Genomic DNA, 20626 nt, shown 5'->3' on the forward strand with positions numbered 1-20626 from the left:
GGTTGGCGGCGTTCTGGCGCCGGCGGTTAACGATCGCTAACCTTGACCCGGTGAGCCACATGAAGGAGCTGGTGGACGAGCTGCGCGAGCGGCTGGCGATCGCCCGGCTGGGCGGCAGCGAGGCGGCGCGGCAGAAGCACACCGACCGGGGCAAGCTGCTGGTGCGCGACCGGGTGGACCGGCTGCTCGACCCGGGCAGTCCGTTCCTCGAGCTGAGCCCGCTGGCGGCGTACGAGATGTACGGCGGCGGGGTGCCGAGTGCCGGCGTCGTCACCGGCATCGGCCGGGTGGCCGGCCGCGAGGTCGTCGTGGTCGCCAACGACGCGACCGTGAAGGGCGGCACCTACTACCCGATGACGGTCAAGAAGCACCTGCGCGCGCAGACCGTCGCCTCCGACAACCACCTGCCGTGCGTCTACCTCGTCGACTCCGGCGGCGCGTTCCTGCCGATGCAGGACGAGGTGTTCCCCGACCGCGAGCACTTCGGCCGGATCTTCTTCAACCAGGCCAACCTCTCCGCGCGCGGCATCCCGCAGGTCGCCAGCGTGATGGGCTCCTGCACCGCCGGCGGCGCCTACGTGCCCGCGATGTCCGACGAGACAGTGATCGTGCGCAACCAGGGCACGATCTTCCTCGGCGGCCCGCCGCTGGTGAAGGCCGCGACCGGCGAGGTCGTCACGGCCGAGGAGCTCGGCGGCGGCGACGTGCACGCCCGCACCTCCGGCGTCGTCGACCACCTCGCCGAGGACGACGGGCACGCGCTGGCCATCGTCCGCAGCATCGTCGGCACCCTGCCCCGCTCGACCGCCGCGCCCTGGGAGGTCCTCGAGGTCGAGGAGCCGCACGACGACCCGAGCAGCGTCTACGACGTCGTGCCGGCGGACACCCGCACGCCGTACGACGTCCGCGAGGTGATCCGCCGGGTCGTCGACGGCAGCCGCTTCCACGAGTTCAAGAAGCTGTACGGCGAGACGCTGGTGACCGGCTTCGCGCACATCTGGGGCCACCCGGTCGGCATCGTCGCCAACAACGGCATCCTCTTCAGCGAGTCCGCGCTCAAGGGCGCGCACTTCATCGAGCTCTGCAACCAGCGCGGCATCCCGCTGGTGTTCCTGCAGAACATCACCGGCTTCATGGTCGGCAAGGAGTACGAGAACGGCGGCATCGCCAAGGACGGCGCCAAGCTCGTCACCGCCGTCGCCTGCTCGGTGGTCCCGAAGTTCACCGTCGTCATCGGCGGCTCGTTCGGCGCCGGCAACTACGGCATGTGCGGCCGCGCCTACGACCCGCGATTCCTCTGGATGTGGCCGAACGCCCGGATCTCCGTGATGGGCGGCGAGCAGGCGGCGTCCGTGCTCGCGACCGTCGCCGGGAAGCCGGACGACGAGGACTTCAAGGCGCCGATCCGCGACCAGTACGAGACCCAGGGCTCGCCCTACTACGCCACGGCCCGCCTGTGGGACGACGGGATCATCGACCCCGCCGACACCCGCCGCGTCCTCGGCCTGGGCCTCGCGGCCGCCGCCAATGCCCCCGTCCCCGCGCCGTCCTACGGCGTCTTCCGGATGTGATGGCGGTGTTCACCAACGTCTTCATCGCGAACCGCGGCGAGATCGCCGCCCGCATCGCCCGCACCTGCCACCGGCTGGGCATCGACGCGACCGCCAGCACCGGTGACTACCTCGACCCCGCTGCCCAGGTCGCGCAGGCGGTCGCCGCCGGTGCCGACGCGGTGCACCCCGGCTACGGCTTCCTCTCCGAGAACCCCGGCTTCGCGCGCGCCGTCACCGCGGCCGGACTCGCCTGGATCGGGCCGCCGCCCGAGGCCATGGAGGCGATGGCCCGCAAGGACCACGCGCGTGAGATCGCGGTCGCCGCCGGCGTGCCGGTCGTCCCGCGCGGCGAGGACGCCGGCTTCCCGGTGCTGGTGAAGGCGGCCTCCGGCGGTGGCGGCAAGGGCATGCGCGTCGTGCGCGACGAGGCCGACCTCGAGGAGGCCAGGGCAGCGGCCGCGCGCGAGGCGCGCAGCGCCTTCGGCGACGACACCCTCCTCGTCGAGAAGTACGTCGAGCGCGGCCGCCACATCGAGGTCCAGGTGCTGGCCGACGCCCACGGCAACGTCCTGCACCTCTGGGAGCGCGACTGCTCCACCCAGCGACGGCACCAGAAGGTGCTCGAGGAGGCACCCGCCCCGACGATCACGCCCGAGGTCCGCGACCTCGTCACCAGCAGCGCCGTCGCGCTCGCGAAGCAGGTCGGCTACCGCAACGCCGGCACCGTCGAGTTCCTGCTCGACGAGAGCACCGGCGAGCCCTACTTCCTGGAGATGAACACCCGCCTGCAGGTCGAGCACCCCGTCACCGAGGCGATCGTGCTGATCAAGGGGCAGGGCCTCGACCTCGTCGAGCTCCAGCTCCTCGTCGCCGCCGGCGAGCCGCTGCCGATCGAGCAGGGCGACGTCACCGTCAGCGGCCACGCCATCGAGGCGCGGGTGTACGCCGAGGACTCGTTCGGCGGCTTCCTGCCCCAGGCCGGCAAGGCCACCGAGGTGCGCTGGCCGGACGACGTGCGCGTCGACCACGCCCTCGAGAGTGGCCAGGTCGTGAGCACGTCGTACGACCCGATGCTCGGCAAGGTGATCGCCCACGGCGCGACCCGCGAGGAGGCGCGCACGGCGCTCGTCGACGCGCTCGACGCGACCGCGATCCTCGGCCTCACCACCAACACCGGGTTCCTGCGCGTGCTGGTCGCCAGCGACGAGTTCCGCGACGCCGCGATCGACACCGCCTGGCTGGACCGGCACGACGTACCCGCGCCGGACCCGGGCGAGGCCCGACGACTGGCGGCGTGGGAGGTCCACCTGACCCGGCGTGAGGAGGAGGGGCCGTTCCGCTCGGACGGCTTCCGGCTCGGCGCCGAGCCGGCGCCGGTCGTGATCGAGCTCGACGAGCCGGTGACGCTCAGTGGATCCGAGCCCCGGCACCGCCCGGTGGCCGAGGTCGGCACCGACCACGTGGAGATCGTCCACCAGGGCCAGCGGTTCGTCTTCCAGCGGCCCGACGTCTTCGGCGACCACGCGCTCGACCTCGGCGACGGGGCGATCACCTCGCCGATGCCGGGCACCGTGCTCGACGTCCGGGTCGCCGACGGCGACCGGGTGGAGGCCGGCCAGGTGCTGGTCGTGCTCGAGGCGATGAAGATGGAGCTCTCGCTCAAGGCGCCGTTCGACGGCACCGTCGCCGGGCTGACCGCCAGCACCGGCGTTCAGGTCGCGCTCGGCGCCACGCTCCTGGAGGTGCAGCCGGGATGAGTGACCTGCCGATGACCGTGCGCGCCGACGGCCTGCCGGAGCGGGTCACGATCTACGAGGTCGGCCCCCGCGACGGCCTGCAGAACGAGAAGGCGCTCGTGCCCACCGGCGTGAAGGCGGAGTTCGTGCAGCGGCTGCTCGCGGCCGGGCTGCCGGTCGTCGAGGCCACCAGCTTCGTGCACCCGAAGTGGGTGCCCCAGCTCGCCGACGCCGCCGACCTCATGGAGCTGCTCGGCGAGGCGGGCCGCGACTGCCCGGTGCTGGTACCCAACGAGCGCGGCCTCGATCGCGCCCTCGAGCTCGGGGCGCGGCACATCGCGATCTTCGGCTCCGCCACCGAGACGTTCGCGCAGAAGAACCTCAACCGCAGCCTCGACGAGCAGTTCGCGATGTTCGAGCCGACCGTGCGCCGCGCCCGCGACGCCGGCCTCGACGTCCGCGCCTACGTCAGCATGTGCTTCGGCGACCCGTGGGAGGGCGCCGTGCCGGTCGAGCAGGTCGTGGGCGTCGGCAAGCGGCTCTTCGACCTCGGCGCCAGCCAGCTCAGCCTCGGCGACACCATCGGCGTCGGCACGGCGGGCCACGTCACCGCGCTCGTCGAGGCGTTCGGGCAGGCCGGCATGAGCCTGGACCAGCTCGCGATGCACTTCCACGACACCTACGGCCAGGCGCTCGCCAACACGTACGCCGCGCTGCGGGCCGGCGTCACGACGTACGACGCGAGCGCCGGCGGGCTCGGCGGCTGCCCCTACGCGAAGAGCGCCACCGGCAACCTCGCCACCGAGGACCTGGTGTGGATGCTGCGCGGCCTCGGCATCGAGACCGGGGTGGATCTCGAGCAGGTCGTCGCGGCCAGCGTGTGGATGGCCGGGCACCTCGGACGGCCCAGCCCGTCCGCCGTGGTCAGGGCGCTGGCAGAATCCCCTTCATGAGTCGGAGGGTCTACCTGCACGTCGGTGCGCCGAAGACCGGGACGACGTACGTGCAGGACCGGCTCTCGCTCAATGCCCGGTCGCTGGGGTCGCACGGCGTCCACTTCCTGGGCGCCCCGACGGCCAGCCCGGCGCTGTTCAACTTCCGCGCCGCTCTCGACCTGCTCGGCCAGGACTGGGGCGGGCCCGCCGGCCACGCCGAGGGCGGCTGGCCGGCCATGGTGCGCAAGGTCAAGCGCCGCTCCGGCACGGTGGTGATCAGCCACGAGGTCCTCGCGCCGGCGACGTCCGACCAGGTGGCCCGCGCGATGCGCGACCTGGCCGGCGCCGAGATCCACGTCGTCTACACCGCGCGCGACCTGGCGCGTCAGGTGCCGGCCGCGTGGCAGGAGAGCATCAAGCAGGGCCGCGCGTGGACCTACGAGCGGTTCCTCGAGCGGATGGTGCAGAACAAGACCTGGTTCAGCCGCGCCTTCGACCTGCCTCGGGTGCTCGGCACCTGGGGCGCGGGGCTGCCGCCCGAGCGGGTGCACGTCGTGACCGTGCCGCAGTCCGGCGACCACCGCCGGCACGGCGACCCGCTGTGGGACCGGATGTGCGAGGTGTTCGGCATCGACCCCGCCTGGGCCCCGCTGGACAGCAACCGCTCCAACCGGTCCCTCGGCCGGTCCGAGACCCAGGTGATCCGCCAGCTCAACAAGCGCATGAAGCGGGCCACCCGCCACGAGGGCGCGTACGACGAGCTGATCCGCAACCTGCTCGACCAGGGCGAGCTGGTGCGCCGGGAGTCGGCCGCCGTACGCCTGCCCCCCGACCACTTCGACTGGGCCGAGGAGCGTGCCGAGCGCTGGATCGAGTGGATCCAGGGCAGCGGCGTCCACCTCGTCGGCGACGTCGAGGAGCTGCGGCCGGTGCGGCCCGATCCCGAGGAGCGCTACCGGCACCCCGACCGGGTCGGCCGCAAGCGCCAGCTCGACACCGCGCTCAACGCGCTCGCCGCGATGACCCGCGAGGCCGCGCGCCGACCCGACCCCGACCGGACGCTGGTCTCGCGGGTGCGCACCCAGGCCGAGCGGCTGCGCGAGCGGTGACCCCCGACGCCGACCCCGGCGGCCTCCGGCGCGCCTGGGGCTGGCACACCCACCTGCACGACGGCGGCACCACGCCCTGGCGCGACTGGGCGGGCGCTGTCGAGCCCCGCGGCCGCTACCTGCCGGGAGCCCAGCAGCTCGAGCTGCTCCGCCGGCTGAACCTCACCGGGGCCGTCCCGCCCGCTCTCGCGACCCGCGTCCTCGAGGCCAGCGCGCCCGGCCGTGGCCGGCCCGACCTCGAGCTCGTCGGCGCGGTCGAGCCGCGGTCGTTCGGCCCGGCCCCCGTCGACCCCGCCGACCTCCCCGATGACGAGCTGCTGCGCGTGCTCGCCGGCCTGCTCGCCGAGGACGTCGTCGCCGCCGGCCTGCCCACGCCGCCGCGGCCCCGCGCGATCCCGCCGTGGCGGCAGCGCTACCGCCTGGTCGGCGACCCGGTGCTCGCCGACCCCCGACGCGACGACCTGATCGCCCGTGGCCGGCCGCCGGGCGGCGGCCGGTCCGTGGTGCTGGTGCTCGGCACCGACGTCGGCCGGATGCTCGTCCACGAGTGGACCGCCCGCAGCCTCGGGTACGGCGCGCCGCCCTTCCGCGAGTGGGTCGCCCGGGCGGCCCTCGAGCTGCCGCACCGCATCGACCTCGCCCGCACGGCCGACTTCTGGGCCGGACAGGTCGGCGCCGCGCGCGTCCGGGTCGTGCTCGACGTCGCCGCCCTGCCGCGGCTGGTCCGGGTCCGCCGGGCGCCGGCTGGGGCGCCGCCGCTCACCGCCGACGCCGTCGACCTGGCCCGCCGGGTCGGCCAGGTGATCGGGCTGCTCGCCGTACCCCCGGTGCGGCGCGAGCTGCTGCGCAGGACCTTCCTGCCGCGGCTCACCGCCGCCGAGGGGCCGGCGCTCGTGCTGCCCGCACGGCACCTCGAGAGCGCGCACGGGCAGGCGACGCGGATGCGGGATGCGGTGCTCCGCGGTGGATACGCTGTCCACGGCGACCCGGACAGCCTCCTGCCCGTCGATCGCCCCGGAGTCCCGGAGCCGTCGGACGCCGGCGCGCTGGCGCTCGGGATGCGCCTGCTCCTGGAGAAGCCGGAGAACGGGAGAGTGAAGTGAGCACGCGGGTCCTCCTGCACGTCGGCACCCCGAAGACGGGCACGTCGTACCTGCAGGACGTGCTCTTCCGGAACCGCCGGCGGCTGCTGCGGGACGAGATCCTCTACCCGGCCGACCGCTTCGACGCCCACTTCCTCGCGGCGCTCGACCTGATGCGGATGCCGTGGGGCGGGCTCGAGGCCGAGGCCGTCGGTGCGTGGGACCGCCTCGCCGAGGAGGTACGCCGGCACCGCGGCACGGCCATCGTCAGCCACGAGATCCTCGCGACCGCCTCGCGGGCGCAGGCCGGCCGGGCACTCACCTCGCTCGGGCACGGCGACGGCGCCGAGGTCCACCTGGTGATCTCCGCGCGCGACCTGGTGCGCCAGATCCCCGCCGAGTGGCAGGAGAACGTCAAGCACCGGGCGGCGCTGCCCTACCGCGCGTTCCTCGAGCAGATCACCGACCCGGCCCGCGACACCCGGATCTCGACGTGGTTCTGGGGCGTGCAGGAGCTGCCCGACATCCTCGACCGGTGGGGCCACGACCTGCCGCCCGAGCGCATCCACGTCGTCACGGTCCCGCCGGCCGGCGGCCCGCAGCAGCTGCTGTGGAAGCGGTTCAGCGTCGCCTTCGGCCTCGACGGCATCGACCTCGACCTCGAGGCCGAGCGCGCCAACCCGTCGCTCGGCGTCCCGGAGACCACGCTGGTGCGGCGCATCAACCGCGCCGTCAACCAGCAGCTCGACCCGGCCGACTACCGGCCGCTGGTGCGCGAGCTGCTGGCGCACAACACCCTGTCGGAGCGCACCTCGTCGCCGCGGCTCTCCTTGCCGCCCGACCTGCACCCGTGGGTCAGCGAGGTCACCGCGTCGTGGATCGCCGAGGTCGAGAAGCGCGGGTACGACGTGATCGGCGACCTGCACGACCTCGTCGGAGCTCCGCCCGCGGCCGACTACGTCAGCCCCGACCACCCCGACGAGGCCCAGGTGGCAGAGGCGGGCGTCGACGCGCTCAAGGCGGTGCTTCTGGAGACCGCGCGGCTGCGGCACGTCGAGGCCCAGCTGCGTGGCGAGCTGCTCGACACCCAGCGGGCGCTGGAGCGCTCCTACCTGCGCCCGACGTACCGCTGGCGGCAACGCACGGTGCGCCGCCTCCAGGACAGCAAGCCCGGCCGCACCCTGCTGCGGGCCTACCGGCGGGCGCGTGGGCGGAGCTCGGACCCGGCGTAGTCGCCGATCCGCCAGGTGTCGAAGCCGTCGACGCCCATGCCGACGACGCCGCCGACGATCGGGATCTTGCGGGTGAACGCGACCGCGGCGCGCTTGCCGCCGACCTTCGTCATCAGCTCCGCGGTCACCTCGGCCGCCAGCACCCGGTGGGTGTCGGGGTCGTGGGCGGGCGCGGTCGCCAGCGCCATCGGGGGCGCCGGGATCTTCTGATCCCGCACCAGCGCGTCGACCTTGGCCTCGCCGAGGAGGCAGGCGAGCACGGCGTCCTGGACCCGCGGGTCCTCGAGGTCGTAGCCGCGCAGGTGGGCGATCGCCGACACCATCCGGGTCTGGATCAGCGCCAGGCCGGTGATGTTCGTCGGCATCGCGACGACCGCCGTCAGCGCGCCGCCGACGCTGGTCAGCATCCCCTGGGCGCCCGCGAGGCGGACGTGGTCGTCGACGATCGCGTCGAGCGCCCGGTCCTGCCGACCGTTGGTGTCGCGCAGCCGGCGCTCGGCCGCGACCGCCGCCGGGGCCAGGGGACCGACGCCGTGGATCGCGCGGTTCAGCGCCTCGCGTACGAAGGTCGCGTTGAGGTCGGGCGCCAGCGCCGGCAGCCGCGGCACGACGTACCGCCCCGCCATCCGGCCCACGCTGTCCTTGCCCGCCATGTGCTCGATCCTACGGAGCCGGGGTGGGACGGACCGCTACCGTGCCGGTTGTGCCACCTGTCGAGCCTCCGCCATCGCGCTGGACGTTCGGCGATCCGGCCGCCTACGACCCGCTCGACGACCTGGTCGGCATCGGCGCGGACCTGGAGCCGGGCACCCTGCTGGCGGCGTACCGCCGGGGGCTCTTCCCGATGCCGTCCGGCACGCGCGGGGACCCGATGTACTGGTTCAGCCCGGTCCGCCGCGGTGTGTTGCCGCTCGACGAGCTCGTGGTGTCGAGGTCGCTGCGCCGCTCGTGCCGGGACTTCGAGATCCGCGTCGACTCGGCCTTCCCCGCCGTCGTCGACGCCTGCGCCGACCCCGGCCGGCCGCAGGGCTGGATCGACGGGGACATCCGGGCGGCGTACGTGCGGCTGCACGAGCTCGGCTGGGCGCACTCGGTCGAGGCCTGGCGCGACGGCCGCCTCGCCGGCGGGCTATACGGCGTCGCGATCGGCGGGCTCTTCGCCGGGGAGTCGATGTTCCACCACGACCGGGACGCCTCCAAGGTCGCACTCGTCGGACTGGTCGACCTGCTGCGCGACCGCCACGCGGAGGCGCGACTCGTCGACGTGCAGTGGGTGACGCCGCATCTGGCGTCGCTCGGCGTGGTCGAGGTCAGCCGGTCGGCGTACCTGCGGCGGCTGGCGCGCGCCCTGCAGGCGCCGCTGCCTGCGGGGTGGAGCTAGACCACGTGCGGAGCGTGTCCGGTCTCGCTGACCATCGGCCGGCCGGCGGCCTCCCAGTCGAGCATGCCGCCCGCGAGGTTGACCGCGTCGTGCCCCTGGTGCTGGAGCCAGGCCACCGCCTGCGCCGAGCGGCCGCCGATCTTGCAGACCACCAGTGTCTGCCCCGCGGGCAGGTCGCCGAGGCGCACCGGCAGCAGCGAGAGCGGGATGTGCACGGCACCCTCGATGTGGCCGTACGCCCACTCGACCGGCTCGCGGACGTCGAGGACCACCAGCCCGTCGGGCAGCGGGTCGGGCACGCCGTCGACGGCGACGGTGGGGATCTGCGACATCGGAGGCCTCCTACTTGAGCAGCTTGCTCATCCGCCGGTCGGCGAGCGGCTTGCCGCCCGTCTGGCAGGTCGGGCAGTACTGCAGGCTTGAGTCAGCGAACGACACCTCACGCACGGTGTCGCCGCAGACGGGACAGGGCTGGCCGGTGCGGCCGTGCACGGCGAGGTTGGACTTCTTCTCGCCCTTGAGCTCGCTGGCCGCGAGCCCGCGGGAGCGGGCGACCGCGTCACCGAGGGTGGTGCGCAGCGCGTCGTACAGGATCGTGAGCTCGTCGTCGGTGAGGTGGCCGGAGGGCTTGAACGGCGACATCTTCGCCGCGTGCAGGATCTCGTCGGAGTAGGCGTTGCCGATGCCGGCGATCGTGCCCTGGTGGCGGAGCACGCCCTTGAGCTGCTTGCCGCCCTCCTTCTCGAGGATCTCCTTGAGCCGGTCGATCGTGAACTCGTCGGTGAGCGGGTCCGGCCCGAGGCTGGCGATGCCGGGCACGTCCTGGGGGTCGCGGACGACGTACGCCGCGAGGCTCTTGCGGGTGCCGGCCTCGGTGATGTCCAGCCCGGACTGGTCGTCGAGGACGACGCGGATCGCGAGCGTCGACTTGGTGCTCGGCTTCGGCGGGATCGTCGGCACCTCGTCGCGCCAGCGCACCCAGCCGGCGCGGGCGAGGTGGAGCACGAAGTGGAGGCCGGAGGCCTCGATGTCGAGGAACTTGCCGTGCCGCGTCACGTCGTCGACCAGCGTGCCCTCGAGCGCGCTCAGCGGCGGGTCGAACGTCTTGAGGGCACTGAACTGGGCGACGTGGATCTTCGCGATCGCGTGACCGTCCAGCCGGCCCCGCAGGTCGAGGGCCAGCGCTTCCACCTCGGGCAGCTCGGGCACGTGCCGAGTGTAGAACCGGTGACACGCTCAGGGTGCCGGGAGCATCATGGAGACGTGGCCACCGTCCGCCCGCTCCCGGAGCTGGGGTCGATCTACCTCGACGCCCGCGGCGGCGAGCGCGCCCTCCGGGTGAGCTGGCACCAGGAGTCCGGCGTCGTCGTGCTCTCGCTGTGGCGCGACAACGTGTGCGCCGGATCCTTCCGGCTGACCATCGACGAGGTCCCCCAGCTGATCGAGCTGCTGCGGGCCGGGCTGGTGCGCTCCTACGAGGACGCACGCGACCGGCTCGGCGTCGTCGGGCCGGAGGCGGCCGAGCCCGCCTGACCCGTCTGCACCACAGCTGTAACGGGGTGTTAGGACGTCTGCTGACCCGTTGTGACGGGTGATCAGAAGCCACAACACCCCGTTACAGCTGCCGCGCCGCCGCGCCCGAGTCGAAATCTAACGAATCCGCTAGACATCCGGATACCGTCCTGACATGGACCCGATCCGCAACCCCTACGCGCCGGGCGCCGGCCAGCGACCGCCCGAGCTGGCGGGCCGCGACCGGGAGCTCGAGCAGTTCGAGGTCACGCTGGAGCGGGTGGGAGCGGGCCGCCCCGAGCGCAGCATGGTGCTCTCGGGGCTGCGCGGGGTGGGCAAGACAGTGCTGCTCAACGCGCTCCGCGGGCAGGCGGTACGCCGCGCGTGGGGGACCGGCAAGATCGAGGCCCGCCCCGACCAGAGCGTGCGGATCCCGATCGCCCAGGCGGTGCACGCCGCCGTGCGGGAGGTCGCCCACCGGCACCGCGACCCCGACCGGGTCGACGAGGTGGCCGGCGTGCTGAAGAGCTTTGCGCTCAAGACCACCGTCGACGACCGGCGCGGGATGCGGTGGACGCCGCCGGTCGACGTCACCGCCGCCAAGGGGCGCGCGGACTCGGGCGACCTCGAGCTCGACCTGGTCGAGCTGTTCTCCGACGTCGCGACCCTGGCCGGCGACCTCGGCGTCGGGATCGCGCTCTTCGTCGACGAGATGCAGGACGTCGCCACCCCGGAGCTCGCCGCCCTCTGCGGCGCCTGCCACGAGATCAGCCAGCAGGGCGCTCCGCTCATCGTGGTCGGCGCCGGCCTGCCGCACCTCCCCGTCGCGCTGGCCGCGTCCAAGTCGTACGCCGAGCGCCTGTTCCGCTACGTCTCCGTCGACCGGCTGCCGCGGGAGATGGCCGACCGCGCCTGGCGGGTGCCCGCCGGCACCGAGGGAGCGGACTTCGAGCAGGAGGCGCTCGACGAGCTCTACCGGCTCACCGACGGCTACCCCTACTTCGTGCAGGCCTACGGCAAGGTGACGTGGGACGCCGCGGTCGGCTCGCCGATCCGCGCCGCCGACGTGCACGCCGCCGCGCCGGAGGCGGAGGCGGAGCTCGCGGTCGGGTTCTTCGGAGCGCGCTACGACCGGGCGACGCCGGCCGAGCGCGACTACATGTCGGCCATGGCCGACCTCGGCGCCGAGCACGGCGACGCGGCGGTCCCGACGGCCGAGATCGCCCGCCACCTCGCGCGCAAGCCGCAGTCGCTGTCACCGGCGCGCGACGGGCTGATCAAGAAGGGCCTCGTCTTCGCCGCCGAGCGGGGGAGCGTCGCATTCACCGTGCCGCACTTCGGCAAGTTCCTCAGAAGTCGCTGACTCACACGCGAGAATGGTCCTCGTGAGACCCGAGGTCGTCGCCCATCGAGGCGCGAGCCACGAGAACGCCGAGCACACCCTGCGCGCGTACGTCGCCGCCCTCGACGCCGGCGCCCAGGCGCTCGAGTGCGACGTGCGGCTCACCGCCGACGGGCACCTCGTCTGCGTGCACGACCGCGACCTGCGGCGGACGGCCAGCACCCGCGCGCTGATCTCCAACACCGAGCTCGCCGACCTCGACGCCCTCGACTTCCACTCCTGGAAGAACCCCTGGGCCGACCTCGACGACGAGGCGCCCGACCCCGACGAGCGGCTCGACCGGGTGCTGACCCTGCGCACCCTGCTCGAGACCGTCGCCGACTACGACCGCCGGGTCGAGATCGCGATCGAGACCAAGCACCCGACGCGGTACGGCGGCCTGGTCGAGCGCCGCCTCGTCGAGCAGCTCAAGCACTTCGGCTGGGAGGGCGCCGAGTCGCCCGCGCGGGTGATGAGCTTCTCGTGGACGGCGCTGCAGCGGGTGCAGCGGCTGGCGCCGGACCTGCGCCTGGTGATGCTGGTCGAGCACGCGCGGAACTGGTCGCTGCTGCGTCGCATGGTCGGCCGTGACTGGCTGGTCGGGCCGGGCATCGCAGAGCTGACCGCGCACCCCGAGCTCGGCCGCCGGATCACCGCCGCCGGCCACGACCTCCACGTGTGGACGGTCAACACCGAGGCGCAGCTCGAGCTCTGCCTCGACCTCGGCGTGCGCGCCGTCATCACCGACCGGCCGGCGTACGTGCTCGACCTGCTCGACCAGCGGGACGGCGACCACCGATAGCCTCGCGCGCATGGCCAAGAAGTCGCGCACCAAGTCCCGCCCGCAGACCGCGCCCGGCGAAGTCGGCCCGCGCCAGCCCTGCCCCTGCGGATCGGGCAAGCGCTACAAGGCCTGCCACGGTGCGCCCGGGGGCGCCGCCGACGTGTACGTCGCGCGGCCGTTCGCGGACCTGGCGTCGGAGTGCGACATCGTCGCGATGCGCGAGCTGGTCCCGGCCGCCACTGCGCGGCTGACCCTCACGGCCGACCCGGAGCGGGTGGTGCGGCTCTGCACGCTGCTGCCGATGGCCACCCCGGCGATGGTCCGCGACAGCGGCGAGATCTGGCTCGGCCTCCAGGTGCAGCACAGCTTCGGGGACCCGTCGCGCGACCTCGGGGCGGTGCTCGAGGCCGCGCTCGAGTCGGAGCCGGGCGTCGTGGGCCTGACGGCTCCTCCGGGGCCGGGTGCCCGCCTGCAGGACCTCGTGGACGACGGGCCGCTGACGATCGACGTCCACGAGGGGTTCGACTTCTGGTTCGACGACGTCGACGAGGACGAGCGGGCCGCCGCGACTGCCGCGATCGAGCAGGCAAACACCGCCGCCAACCCGACGGCGCGGCTGACGAGCGTCGAGGCGGCGTACTGGACCGATGTCGGCACCAAGGAGCACCTGCGCTGGGTGATGCCGGAGCCCGAGGACCGCCTGCTCGACGCCCTCGCGCGGCTGCACGCGGCCGGCAAGGACGTGCTCGTCGAGGACTCGCGCTTCGTCGGCATGTTCCGCGCCCACGGCCTGCTGGCGCCGGTCTGGGACCTGCCCCTCGGCACCGGCCCCGAGGCGCTGGAGGAGCCGGCCGCGCGGTTCGCCGCCGACCTCGCGGCGGCGCTCGCCGACGACTCCGACCTGACGGCCGAGGAGCGCGCCGCGCGGTCCGGCCTCGCGAACCGCCAGGTCACGATCCGCTGAGCCCGGACTTCCGACCGGGTTTTGTTACCCCCGAGTTGGGAAGGTTGTGGTGGGCCGCGTAGGCTCACGGAGCCCGGTCGTTGGCGCATCCCCCGTCGCCGACGACCGGGCTTTCCATGTCCCGGACCGGCTGGGTCCGGTCAGGCCGGGAAGCGGTCCTCCGCGATCTCGCCGAGCACCTCGCTGAAGGCCGGCATCTCCTCGGAGAGCTGCTCGATCTCCCCGCCGGTGAAGTGCACCATGTCGAGGCCCGTCAGGGCGACGACGGACGCCGTACGCAGCGAGTGCTTGACCAGCGCCGTCTCGCCGACGACGTCGCCGGGCCCGAGCCGGGCGACCTCGTGCCCGTCGCGGCGTACGGCGACGGCGCCGTCCAGGATCACGTAGGCCTTGTCGGCCGGTGTCTCCTGCCAGATCGGCGACCAGCCCTCCGGGACGTGCACGTGCGTGCCGACCGCACAGATCTGTGCGATCTCGCGAGGGGAGAAGCGGTCGAAGAAGGTGTCGGGCACAGGCGCTCGCCTTTCACGTCGAGCCCTCCCCAACCTCCACGGTGCCCCGGGAGGGGCTGCGCAAAACGCGCTCAGTCCGTCGGGAGCGGCTCCCGCGTGACCGGGCAGCTCATGCAGCGCGGCCCGCCGCGGCCGGAGCCGAGCTCGGAGCCCGCGATCCGCACGACCTCGATGCCCGCCTCCTCGAGCCGGGCGTTGGTCTCGACGTTGCGCTCGTAGGCGACCGCCACCCGTGGGGCGACCGCGAGCGTGTTGTTGCCGTCGTCCCACTGCTCCCGCTCGGCGGTGACCGGGTCGAGGCCGGTGTCGATCCGGTGCAGGGTGTCGATCTCCATCGCCTTCGCAGCCGCCACCAGGAACGGTTCGGCGTCGGAGACCGCGAGGCTGCCGTCGTCGAGCGGGGTCACGGCGTAGGCCTGCAGGGAGTCGGCGACGTTGGGGTACATCACGATCTTGTCGACGTCGACCATGGTGCAGACCGTGTCGAGGTGCATCGTGGCGCGCTCCTGGGCGATCGGGACCGCGAGCACCGTGTGCGCCAGGCCGTCGGAGAACACCTGCCGGGCGAACCGCTCCACGCCCGCCGGCGTCGTGCGCTCGCCGACGCCGACCGCGATGACGCCCGGCGCGAGCAGCAGCACGTCGCCGCCTTCGACGTGCTCGTTGCGCCAGCCGTGGATGGTGCGGGTGCCGCGGAAGCGCGGGTGCTCGGCGTAGATCAGCTCCGTCAGCTGGGTCTCGCGCGAGCGGGCCGGCATCGCGAGCGACGTGACCGCCACCCGGTCGCGCACCCAGACCGAGGAGTCGCGGGTGAAGAGCAGGTTGGGCAGCGGGTCGACGAGGAAGTCGTCGTGCGCGAGCAGCGACGTCACCAGCCCGAAGCCGCCGCGCACCTCGTCGTTGCGGATGCCCGCGGTCAGGTAGCCGGTGAGGTCCTCCGGCGACGCCTCGCGCAGGAACCCCGTGAGGTGGTCGCGCAGCGTGTCGCCGAGGTGCAGGCCGCCGAGCGCGGTCGTGATCGCGCCCTCGCGAGCCGTCTCGCTCTGGAGCGCCTCGGTGAGCAGGTCGGTCAGGTAGAGCACCTCGACGCCGCGGTCGCGCAGCGCCTCCGCGAAGGCGTCGTGCTCCTCCTGCGCGCGGGCGACCCAGGGGATCCCGTCGAAGAGCAGCCGGTCGTTGTTGCGCGGCGTCAGCCGCCGCAGCTCGTTGCCCGGCCGGTGGAGCAGGACGGTGCGGAGACGGCCGACCTCGCTGTCGGCGCCGTGGGTGTTCATGGGCCGAGCCTAGGTCAGGAGCTCGTACGCCGTGAGCGCGGCCAGCAGCAGGCAGACCGTCGCCCCGACGTAGTGCAGCACGTGCAGCTTCACGAACCGTTGGAGCTGCCGGCCGGCGATGACGGCGAGCCCGCTGACCACGAGGAGCGCGGCCAGGGCGCCGACGAACACCGACGCGGGCTCGGCGTACTTCGCGACCAGCGAGATCGTGAGCAGCTGGGAGAGGTCTCCCCACTCGGCCGCGAAGAGGACCAGGAAGCTCGCGATCACGGCCTGGATGCCGTGCACGTCCTTCGTCTCGATGTCGGCGCCCTCGTTCGCCTGGTGGCTGCGGCCCTCGCGGATGAGGATGACGGCGCCGGCCAGGAACATCGCGCCGGCGGCCGCGCGCACGACGTCGTCGGGGAGGAACGACACGGCGTGCCCGAGCAGCACCGCGACCGTCGTCTGCACGGCGAAGGCGAGCCCGACGCCGATCCAGACGAGGACGGGGCGGTACCTCGTCGTGAGCACGAGGGTCGCCAGGAACGTCTTGTCCGGCAGCTCGACGACGAAGATGGCGAGGAAGGTCAGGCCGATGACGACCGGGTCCATCAGAGGAAGATCCTGGCCAGCGACGTCGCCTCGGCGAGCACGTCGGCCACCGGGCGGCCGAGGGACCCGGCGGCGCGGACGACGTCGTCGTACTCCGGCTGGGCGTTGACGACCACCCCGTCGTGGCGGGCCACCTTGACGGCGACGACCTGGCCGCCGACGTCGACGCTGACCATCTCGCGGTCGAGGGCGTGCTTGGTCAGCGGCTGCTCGCGCAGCCCGATCGTCGTGGTCTGGCGGAAGATCTCCGCGCGCACGGCCCCGGCGCGGGCGGCGTCGACCAGGGCACTGAGCGTGTGGGCGGGCCGGCCCTTCTTCATCAGGATCGGCGTCAGCCACGCGTCGGACGCGCCCGCCTCGAGCAGCGCGGCGATCACCGCCGGCCAGACCCGCGGGTCGAGGTCGTCGACGTTGCACTCCAGCAGCAGCGGCCCCTCGGTGGTCGAGCCTGTCGCGACCCCGGCACCGACGAAGAGGCGTACCACGTTGGCATGCCCCTCGGGGTCGCGCCCGCCCGCGCCGACACCGATCCGGTCGACGGCCATGGACGGCTGGGGGCCGTACGCCGTGGCCAGCGAGGTCAGCAGCGCGGCGCCCGTGGGCGTGCACTGCTCCATCGCGACGGGGCCGGCGTGCGTCGGCACGCCCCGCAGCAGCTCGGCCACGGCGGGCGGGGGGACGGGCAGGGTGCCGTGGGTGGTCTCGACCGTCCCCGAGCCGACCGCGACGGGGGAGACGGTGACCGCGGTGGCGCCGAGATGGGCGAACCCGGCAGTGACGCCGACGATGTCCGCGATCGCGTCGAGGGCGCCGACCTCGTGGAAGTGCACCTCGGCGGGCGTCGTCCCGTGCACCGCCGCCTCGGCGACCGCGAGCCGCTCGAACGCGGCCAGCGCGAGGTCGTGCCCGTCGAGCAGCGACCGCACGTCGCGCCAGGTGCGGTGCGTGTGGGAGTCCGCGACGTCGACGTGGACCCGGGTGGCGGCCAGCCCGCCACGCCGTACCTCCTCGACGCGGAGCGCGACCGGCTCCGGTGACACGGCGTCGACGGCCGACTGGAGCACCTCGACGGGCACGCCGGCGCCCACGAGCGCGCCGAGCAGCATGTCGCCGCTGGCCCCGGCGGAGGCGTCGATCCAGACCGCGGTCATCGAGGCACGCTCTGCCGCGCCACCCTGGCGGCGTGGACGCCCGCGCCGTAGCCGTTGTCGATGTTGACGACCGTGATCCCCGGCGCGCAGGAGTTGAGCATGGCGAGCAGGGCCGCGACCCCGCCGAGCGAGGCGCCGTACCCGACGCTGGTGGGGACGGCGACGATCGGGACGCCGGTCAGCCCGCCGACCACCGACGGCAGGGCGCCCTCCATGCCGGCGACCACCACGAGGCAGTCGGCGGCGTCCAGGCGGTCGCGCACGCCGAGCAGCCGGTGCAGGCCGGCGACCCCGACGTCGCTGATGCGGTCGACGGCCGCGCCGTGGACCGCGATGCTGAGCGCGGCCTCGGCGGCGACCGGCGCGTCGGAGGTGCCGGCGCTGACAACCGCGACCGTGCCGCGCGGCTCCGGGAGCGGGCCGAGGGTTGCGGCGCTCGCGACGAGGTGGACGTCGGCGTCCGGGATCGCCTGAGCGAGCACCTCGAGCGTCTCGGGGGCCAGGCGGGTGGCGAGCACGGCCCGCTCGGGGTGCCGCTCGTGCAGCGTACGGAGGATCGCGACGACCTGGTCGGGCGTCTTGCCCGCGCCGTACACGACCTCGGGGTCACCCGTGCGCGCCGCGCGGTCGACGTCGACGCGCGCGAAGCCGAGGTCGGCGATCCGGGGGTCGGAGTGGTCCACGGAAGGAACCTACTCGGGTACGGAGACTCGGTGGTTGAGGAGGTTGCGCAGCAACCGTCTCGAAACCCACCTCGAGGCCGTTGCCACTGTCGGTGCCCGGGTGTTGTCTGGCCGGTGGGGTCGCACGAGTGAGGAGCAGGGAGATGCCGAAGTTCGAGAAGTACGCCCAGGGCACGCCGAGCTACGTCGAGCTGGTGACGCCCGACCAGGCCGCGGCGAAGGAGTTCTACGGCCCGCTGTTCGGGTGGGACCTGGAGGACGTCCCGATGGGTGACGACGGCTACTACGTGGCCGTCGGCAAGGGTGGCGACGCGGTCGCCGGGATCAGCGGGCCGATGCCCGGCCTGGAGGAGCACGCGGCGTGGTGGGGCGTCTACCTCACCGTCGACGACGTGGACGCGGTGACGGCCAGGGTCGTCGAGGCCGGCGGCAGGGTCGACGCCGAGCCGTTCGACGTCTTCGACATGGGTCGGATGTCCGCGATCGCCGACCCGACGGGCGCCCGGGTCAACCTCTGGCAGCCCGGCACGTCGATCGGGACCGAGGTGGCCAACGAGCCCGGTACGCCGTGTTGGAACGAGGTGATCACCGACGACGTCGCGAGGGCCACGGCCTTCTACGCCGACGTGCTCGGCGTCGGTTGGGAGGAGATGCAGATGGAGGGCGGGCCGGCCTACACCTGCCTCGTCGTCGAGGGCCGCCAGGTCGGTGGGGCGATGCCGCTGATGATGGACGGCGTGCCGCCGCATTGGAACGTCTACTTCAACGTCGAGTCCGTCGACGACACCGTCACCAAGGCGACCGGGCTCGGCGGCACCGTGGTCGCGCCGGCGTTCGACGTGCCCACCGTCGGTCGGCTGGCGATCGTCGCGGATCCGCAGGGCGGGATGTTCTGCCTGATGGAGGCGCCTACGACGACCTGACCTCGCCGCGGAACGGGGCGGCGGGGTAGACGCCCAGGATCTTGACGTCGGTCGTGAAGAACGCGAGCTCGTCGAGCGCGCGGCGTACGCCGATGTCGTCCGGGTGCCCGTCGACCTCCGCGAGGAACTGGGTGGCGGTGAACTCGCCGCCGACCATGTAGCTCTCGAGCTTCGTCATGTTCACGCCGTTCGTGGCGAAGCCGCCGAGGGCCTTGTAGAGCGCCGCCGGCAGGTTCTTCACGTTGAAGATGAAGCTGGTCACGACCGGCCCGTTGCCGGCCGGCGCCTCGATGAGCTCGGGGGAGAGCACGACGAAGCGCGTGGTGTTGTGCTCCTCGTCCTCGACGTCCTCGGCGAGGATCTCCAGGCCGTAGATCTCCGCGGCCAGCGGCGGCGAGATGGCACCCATGGTCGGGTCGCCGAGCTCCGCGACCTCGCGCGCGGCCCCGGCCGTGTCGCCGGAGATGACCGGCTTGAAGCCGTGCTCTCGGATGATCTTGCGGCACTGGCCGAGGGCGTGCACGTGGCTGTGCACGCTCTCGATCCGGTCGATGCCGGTCCCCGGCAGCGCCATCAGGCAGAAGCGGATGCGCAGGAAGTGCTCCGCGATGATGTGCAGGCCGGAGCCGGGCAGGAAGTGGTGGATGTCGGCCACCCGGCCGGCGATCGAGTTGTCGATCGGGATCATCGCCAGGTCCGCCTCGCCGTTCTCGACAGCGGCGAAGACGTCCTCGAACGACGCGCACGGCACGGCCTCCCAGTCGGGGTAGTGCTCCTTGCACACCTGGTGGGAGTTCGCGCCGGGTTCGCCCTGGTAGGCGATGCGTCGGGTCACGGGCGTCATGGTCCCACGGGGCCCGAGACCCGGAGTCGTGCTGCCCAGAGTGCGGCATGGCGCCCCGTGGGCGCCACGACGCGGCGTCTAGTGTCGGAGAGGTGGAGGTCCTGTCCGTCGTCGCGCTCGTCGTGGCCGTCGTCGCGCTCGCGCTGGCGCTGCAGTCCCGACGTACGCCGAGGTCGCGCGACGGCGGGGTCGACGCGCTGCCCGAGGACGTCCAGGGCCTGCGCCAGGAGGTCGCGGCGCTCCGCCGGGAGGGCACCGACGCGCTGCGCCACCTCGCCGTGGTGCGCTACGACGCGTTCGGCGACATGGGCGGCCACCTGTCGTGGTCGGTCGCCCTGCTCGACGACGACGGCGACGGGGTGGTGCTGACCTCGATCCACGGCCGCAGCGACGCCCGCACCTACGCGAAGAGCATCAGCGGCTGGACGTGCGACCAGCAGCTCTCGCCGGAGGAGCTCGAGGCGATCGACCGCGCGCGTCCCGCCTGATCGCTATCGTCCGGAGCGTGAACCCGTTGCGATGGGCCGCGATCCGGCTCGGTGCGCAGCCGTGGCTGCCGCGCTACGCCGGCCTGATCGTCGGCACCGACAAGCTGATCCAGCGGCTCTCGCGCGGCCGCGTCACGATCACGCTGATGTCGGGCCTGCACGAGCTCGTGCTCCAGGTGCCGGGCCGCAAGAGCGGGATCCTGCGCACCACGCCGCTGCTCACGGTGCCGCACGGCGGCGGCTGGCTGATCGTCGGCTCCAACTGGGGTGGGCCGAAGCCGCCCGCCTGGGTCGGCAACCTGCGTGCGGCGCAGGACCCGACGATCACCTTCCGGGGCCGCACGCTCGCGGTCGACGCCCGCGAGCTCGCCGGCCCCGAGCGCGACGAGAAGTGGGAGATCGCCGTCGCCGGGTGGCCCAACTACGCGAAGTACGCCGAGCGCACCGACCGGGAGCTCCCGGTCTTCTGGCTCACGCCCCGGTAGCGC

At 73.4% G+C, this 20626-nt stretch carries 23 protein-coding genes; 14 read left to right on the forward strand and 9 right to left on the reverse strand.

The genetic code is table 11. The annotated features are described in order from the left end of the window. The first annotated feature begins 59 nt into the window (after positions 1-59). From ACFQQI_RS15730 to ACFQQI_RS15755, 6 genes are read left to right on the forward strand one after another with little or no spacing between them, the layout of a single operon-like run. Complete coding sequence (locus tag ACFQQI_RS15730) at positions 60-1571, forward strand: carboxyl transferase domain-containing protein (RefSeq protein ID WP_378565582.1); 1512 nt, start codon at positions 60-62, stop codon at positions 1569-1571. Further along, positions 1571-3310, forward strand: coding sequence for an acetyl/propionyl/methylcrotonyl-CoA carboxylase subunit alpha (locus ACFQQI_RS15735; protein ID WP_378565207.1), 1740 nt, complete (start codon positions 1571-1573; stop codon positions 3308-3310). The genes ACFQQI_RS15730 and ACFQQI_RS15735 overlap by 1 nt, the downstream gene beginning before the upstream one ends. Next, positions 3307-4242: a hydroxymethylglutaryl-CoA lyase gene (locus ACFQQI_RS15740; protein ID WP_378565210.1), complete on the forward strand. Its 936-nt coding sequence runs from the start codon at positions 3307-3309 to the stop codon at positions 4240-4242. The genes ACFQQI_RS15735 and ACFQQI_RS15740 overlap by 4 nt, the downstream gene beginning before the upstream one ends. Next, the gene (locus tag ACFQQI_RS15745) at positions 4239-5333 is read left to right on the forward strand and encodes a hypothetical protein (protein ID WP_378565213.1); all 1095 of its coding nucleotides are present in this window, start codon (positions 4239-4241) and stop codon (positions 5331-5333) included. Before ACFQQI_RS15740 ends, ACFQQI_RS15745 begins: the two co-directional genes overlap by 4 nt. Next, positions 5330-6436 (forward strand): hypothetical protein, encoded by a 1107-nt coding sequence (locus ACFQQI_RS15750; protein ID WP_378565216.1) that lies wholly within the window; start codon positions 5330-5332, stop codon positions 6434-6436. Before ACFQQI_RS15745 ends, ACFQQI_RS15750 begins: the two co-directional genes overlap by 4 nt. Further along, entirely contained in the window at positions 6433-7647 is a 1215-nt protein-coding gene (locus ACFQQI_RS15755) for a hypothetical protein (RefSeq protein WP_378565219.1), read from the forward strand. The genes ACFQQI_RS15750 and ACFQQI_RS15755 overlap by 4 nt, the downstream gene beginning before the upstream one ends. Here the strand turns inward: ACFQQI_RS15755 and ACFQQI_RS15760 are convergent. Then, complete coding sequence (locus ACFQQI_RS15760) at positions 7608-8300, reverse strand: EcsC family protein (RefSeq protein ID WP_378565222.1); 693 nt, start codon at positions 8298-8300, stop codon at positions 7608-7610. The two genes, ACFQQI_RS15755 and ACFQQI_RS15760, sit on opposite strands and share 40 nt — an antisense overlap. Positions 8301-8350: 50 nt before the next feature. Between ACFQQI_RS15760 and aat the strand changes: the two genes are divergently transcribed. Beyond that, on the forward strand, positions 8351-9028 hold the full coding sequence (aat, locus tag ACFQQI_RS15765; protein WP_378565225.1) for a leucyl/phenylalanyl-tRNA--protein transferase: 678 nt from the start codon (positions 8351-8353) through the stop codon (positions 9026-9028). Here aat and ACFQQI_RS15770 read toward each other — a convergent pair. Both ACFQQI_RS15770 and ACFQQI_RS15775 read right to left on the reverse strand, forming a co-directional pair. Continuing rightward, positions 9025-9360 (reverse strand): rhodanese-like domain-containing protein, encoded by a 336-nt coding sequence (locus tag ACFQQI_RS15770; protein ID WP_378565228.1) that lies wholly within the window; start codon positions 9358-9360, stop codon positions 9025-9027. The two genes, aat and ACFQQI_RS15770, sit on opposite strands and share 4 nt — an antisense overlap. 10 nt (positions 9361-9370) lie before the next feature. Next, positions 9371-10237 carry an Fpg/Nei family DNA glycosylase gene (locus tag ACFQQI_RS15775; protein WP_378565231.1) on the reverse strand — a complete coding sequence of 289 codons (867 nt, stop codon included), beginning with the start codon at positions 10235-10237 and terminating at the stop codon, positions 9371-9373. A gap of 54 nt (positions 10238-10291) precedes the next feature. Here ACFQQI_RS15775 and ACFQQI_RS15780 point away from each other — a divergent pair, with 54 nt between their 5' ends. The 4 genes from ACFQQI_RS15780 (at position 10292) to ACFQQI_RS15795 (ending at position 13669) form a co-directional block, all read left to right on the forward strand. Further along, positions 10292-10561, forward strand: a complete 270-nt coding sequence (locus tag ACFQQI_RS15780) for a hypothetical protein (protein WP_378565234.1) — start codon at positions 10292-10294, stop codon at positions 10559-10561. Between the two features lie 154 nt (positions 10562-10715). Next, entirely contained in the window at positions 10716-11903 is a 1188-nt protein-coding gene (locus ACFQQI_RS15785; RefSeq protein WP_378565237.1) for an ATP-binding protein, read from the forward strand. Positions 11904-11916: 13 nt separating this feature from the next. After that, on the forward strand, positions 11917-12723 hold the full coding sequence (locus ACFQQI_RS15790) for a glycerophosphodiester phosphodiesterase family protein (protein WP_378565240.1): 807 nt from the start codon (positions 11917-11919) through the stop codon (positions 12721-12723). Between the two features lie 10 nt (positions 12724-12733). Further along, positions 12734-13669 (forward strand): DUF5926 family protein, encoded by a 936-nt coding sequence (locus ACFQQI_RS15795; protein WP_378565243.1) that lies wholly within the window; start codon positions 12734-12736, stop codon positions 13667-13669. Positions 13670-13809: 140 nt separating this feature from the next. Here the strand turns inward: ACFQQI_RS15795 and ACFQQI_RS15800 are convergent, their stop codons facing one another. The 5 genes from ACFQQI_RS15800 to larB form a co-directional block, all read right to left on the reverse strand. Then, the gene (locus tag ACFQQI_RS15800; protein WP_378565246.1) at positions 13810-14181 is read right to left on the reverse strand and encodes a Crp/Fnr family transcriptional regulator; all 372 of its coding nucleotides are present in this window, start codon (positions 14179-14181) and stop codon (positions 13810-13812) included. Positions 14182-14252: 71 nt separating this feature from the next. Beyond that, positions 14253-15455 carry an arginine deiminase gene (locus tag ACFQQI_RS15805; protein ID WP_378565249.1) on the reverse strand — a complete coding sequence of 401 codons (1203 nt, stop codon included), beginning with the start codon at positions 15453-15455 and terminating at the stop codon, positions 14253-14255. A gap of 9 nt (positions 15456-15464) precedes the next feature. After that, entirely contained in the window at positions 15465-16049 is a 585-nt protein-coding gene (locus ACFQQI_RS15810) for a TMEM165/GDT1 family protein (RefSeq protein ID WP_378565252.1), read from the reverse strand. After that, entirely contained in the window at positions 16049-17200 is a 1152-nt protein-coding gene (gene larC, locus ACFQQI_RS15815) for a nickel pincer cofactor biosynthesis protein LarC (protein WP_378565255.1), read from the reverse strand. Before larC ends, ACFQQI_RS15810 begins: the two co-directional genes overlap by 1 nt. Then, positions 17197-17883, reverse strand: a complete 687-nt coding sequence (larB, locus tag ACFQQI_RS15820; protein WP_378565259.1) for a nickel pincer cofactor biosynthesis protein LarB — start codon at positions 17881-17883, stop codon at positions 17197-17199. The genes larC and larB overlap by 4 nt, the downstream gene beginning before the upstream one ends. Positions 17884-18026: 143 nt before the next feature. Here larB and ACFQQI_RS15825 point away from each other — a divergent pair, with 143 nt between their 5' ends. Next, positions 18027-18806, forward strand: a complete 780-nt coding sequence (locus ACFQQI_RS15825; RefSeq protein WP_378565263.1) for a VOC family protein — start codon at positions 18027-18029, stop codon at positions 18804-18806. Here the strand turns inward: ACFQQI_RS15825 and ACFQQI_RS15830 are convergent. Beyond that, positions 18793-19641, reverse strand: coding sequence for a prephenate dehydratase (locus tag ACFQQI_RS15830; RefSeq protein WP_378565266.1), 849 nt, complete (start codon positions 19639-19641; stop codon positions 18793-18795). The genes ACFQQI_RS15825 and ACFQQI_RS15830 overlap by 14 nt on opposite strands. Positions 19642-19742: 101 nt before the next feature. Here ACFQQI_RS15830 and ACFQQI_RS15835 point away from each other — a divergent pair, with 101 nt between their 5' ends. Then, on the forward strand, positions 19743-20138 hold the full coding sequence (locus ACFQQI_RS15835) for a DUF4446 family protein (protein WP_378565269.1): 396 nt from the start codon (positions 19743-19745) through the stop codon (positions 20136-20138). 17 nt (positions 20139-20155) lie between these two features. Next, a complete protein-coding gene (locus ACFQQI_RS15840; protein WP_378565272.1) occupies positions 20156-20623 on the forward strand; it encodes a nitroreductase family deazaflavin-dependent oxidoreductase in 468 nt (155 codons plus the stop codon). The last annotated feature ends 3 nt before the right edge of the window (positions 20624-20626 follow it).

Source organism: Nocardioides sp. GCM10030259 (genome assembly GCF_042666375.1).
GTDB lineage: Bacteria > Actinomycetota > Actinomycetes > Propionibacteriales > Nocardioidaceae > Nocardioides.

Coding starts and splice junctions, on each gene's coding strand:
- ACFQQI_RS15730 (WP_378565582.1), top strand. CDS start 60: ATGAAGGAGCTGGTGGACGAGCTGCGCGAGCGGCTGGCGATCGCCCGG.
- ACFQQI_RS15735 (WP_378565207.1), top strand. CDS start 1,571: ATGGCGGTGTTCACCAACGTCTTCATCGCGAACCGCGGCGAGATCGCC.
- ACFQQI_RS15740 (WP_378565210.1), top strand. CDS start 3,307: ATGAGTGACCTGCCGATGACCGTGCGCGCCGACGGCCTGCCGGAGCGG.
- ACFQQI_RS15745 (WP_378565213.1), top strand. CDS start 4,239: ATGAGTCGGAGGGTCTACCTGCACGTCGGTGCGCCGAAGACCGGGACG.
- ACFQQI_RS15760 (WP_378565222.1), bottom strand. CDS start 8,300: ATGGCGGGCAAGGACAGCGTGGGCCGGATGGCGGGGCGGTACGTCGTG.
- ACFQQI_RS15770 (WP_378565228.1), bottom strand. CDS start 9,360: ATGTCGCAGATCCCCACCGTCGCCGTCGACGGCGTGCCCGACCCGCTG.
- ACFQQI_RS15785 (WP_378565237.1), top strand. CDS start 10,716: ATGGACCCGATCCGCAACCCCTACGCGCCGGGCGCCGGCCAGCGACCG.
- ACFQQI_RS15790 (WP_378565240.1), top strand. CDS start 11,917: ATGGTCCTCGTGAGACCCGAGGTCGTCGCCCATCGAGGCGCGAGCCAC.
- ACFQQI_RS15795 (WP_378565243.1), top strand. CDS start 12,734: ATGGCCAAGAAGTCGCGCACCAAGTCCCGCCCGCAGACCGCGCCCGGC.
- ACFQQI_RS15805 (WP_378565249.1), bottom strand. CDS start 15,455: ATGAACACCCACGGCGCCGACAGCGAGGTCGGCCGTCTCCGCACCGTC.
- ACFQQI_RS15810 (WP_378565252.1), bottom strand. CDS start 16,049: ATGGACCCGGTCGTCATCGGCCTGACCTTCCTCGCCATCTTCGTCGTC.
- larC (WP_378565255.1), bottom strand. CDS start 17,200: ATGACCGCGGTCTGGATCGACGCCTCCGCCGGGGCCAGCGGCGACATG.
- ACFQQI_RS15825 (WP_378565263.1), top strand. CDS start 18,027: ATGCCGAAGTTCGAGAAGTACGCCCAGGGCACGCCGAGCTACGTCGAG.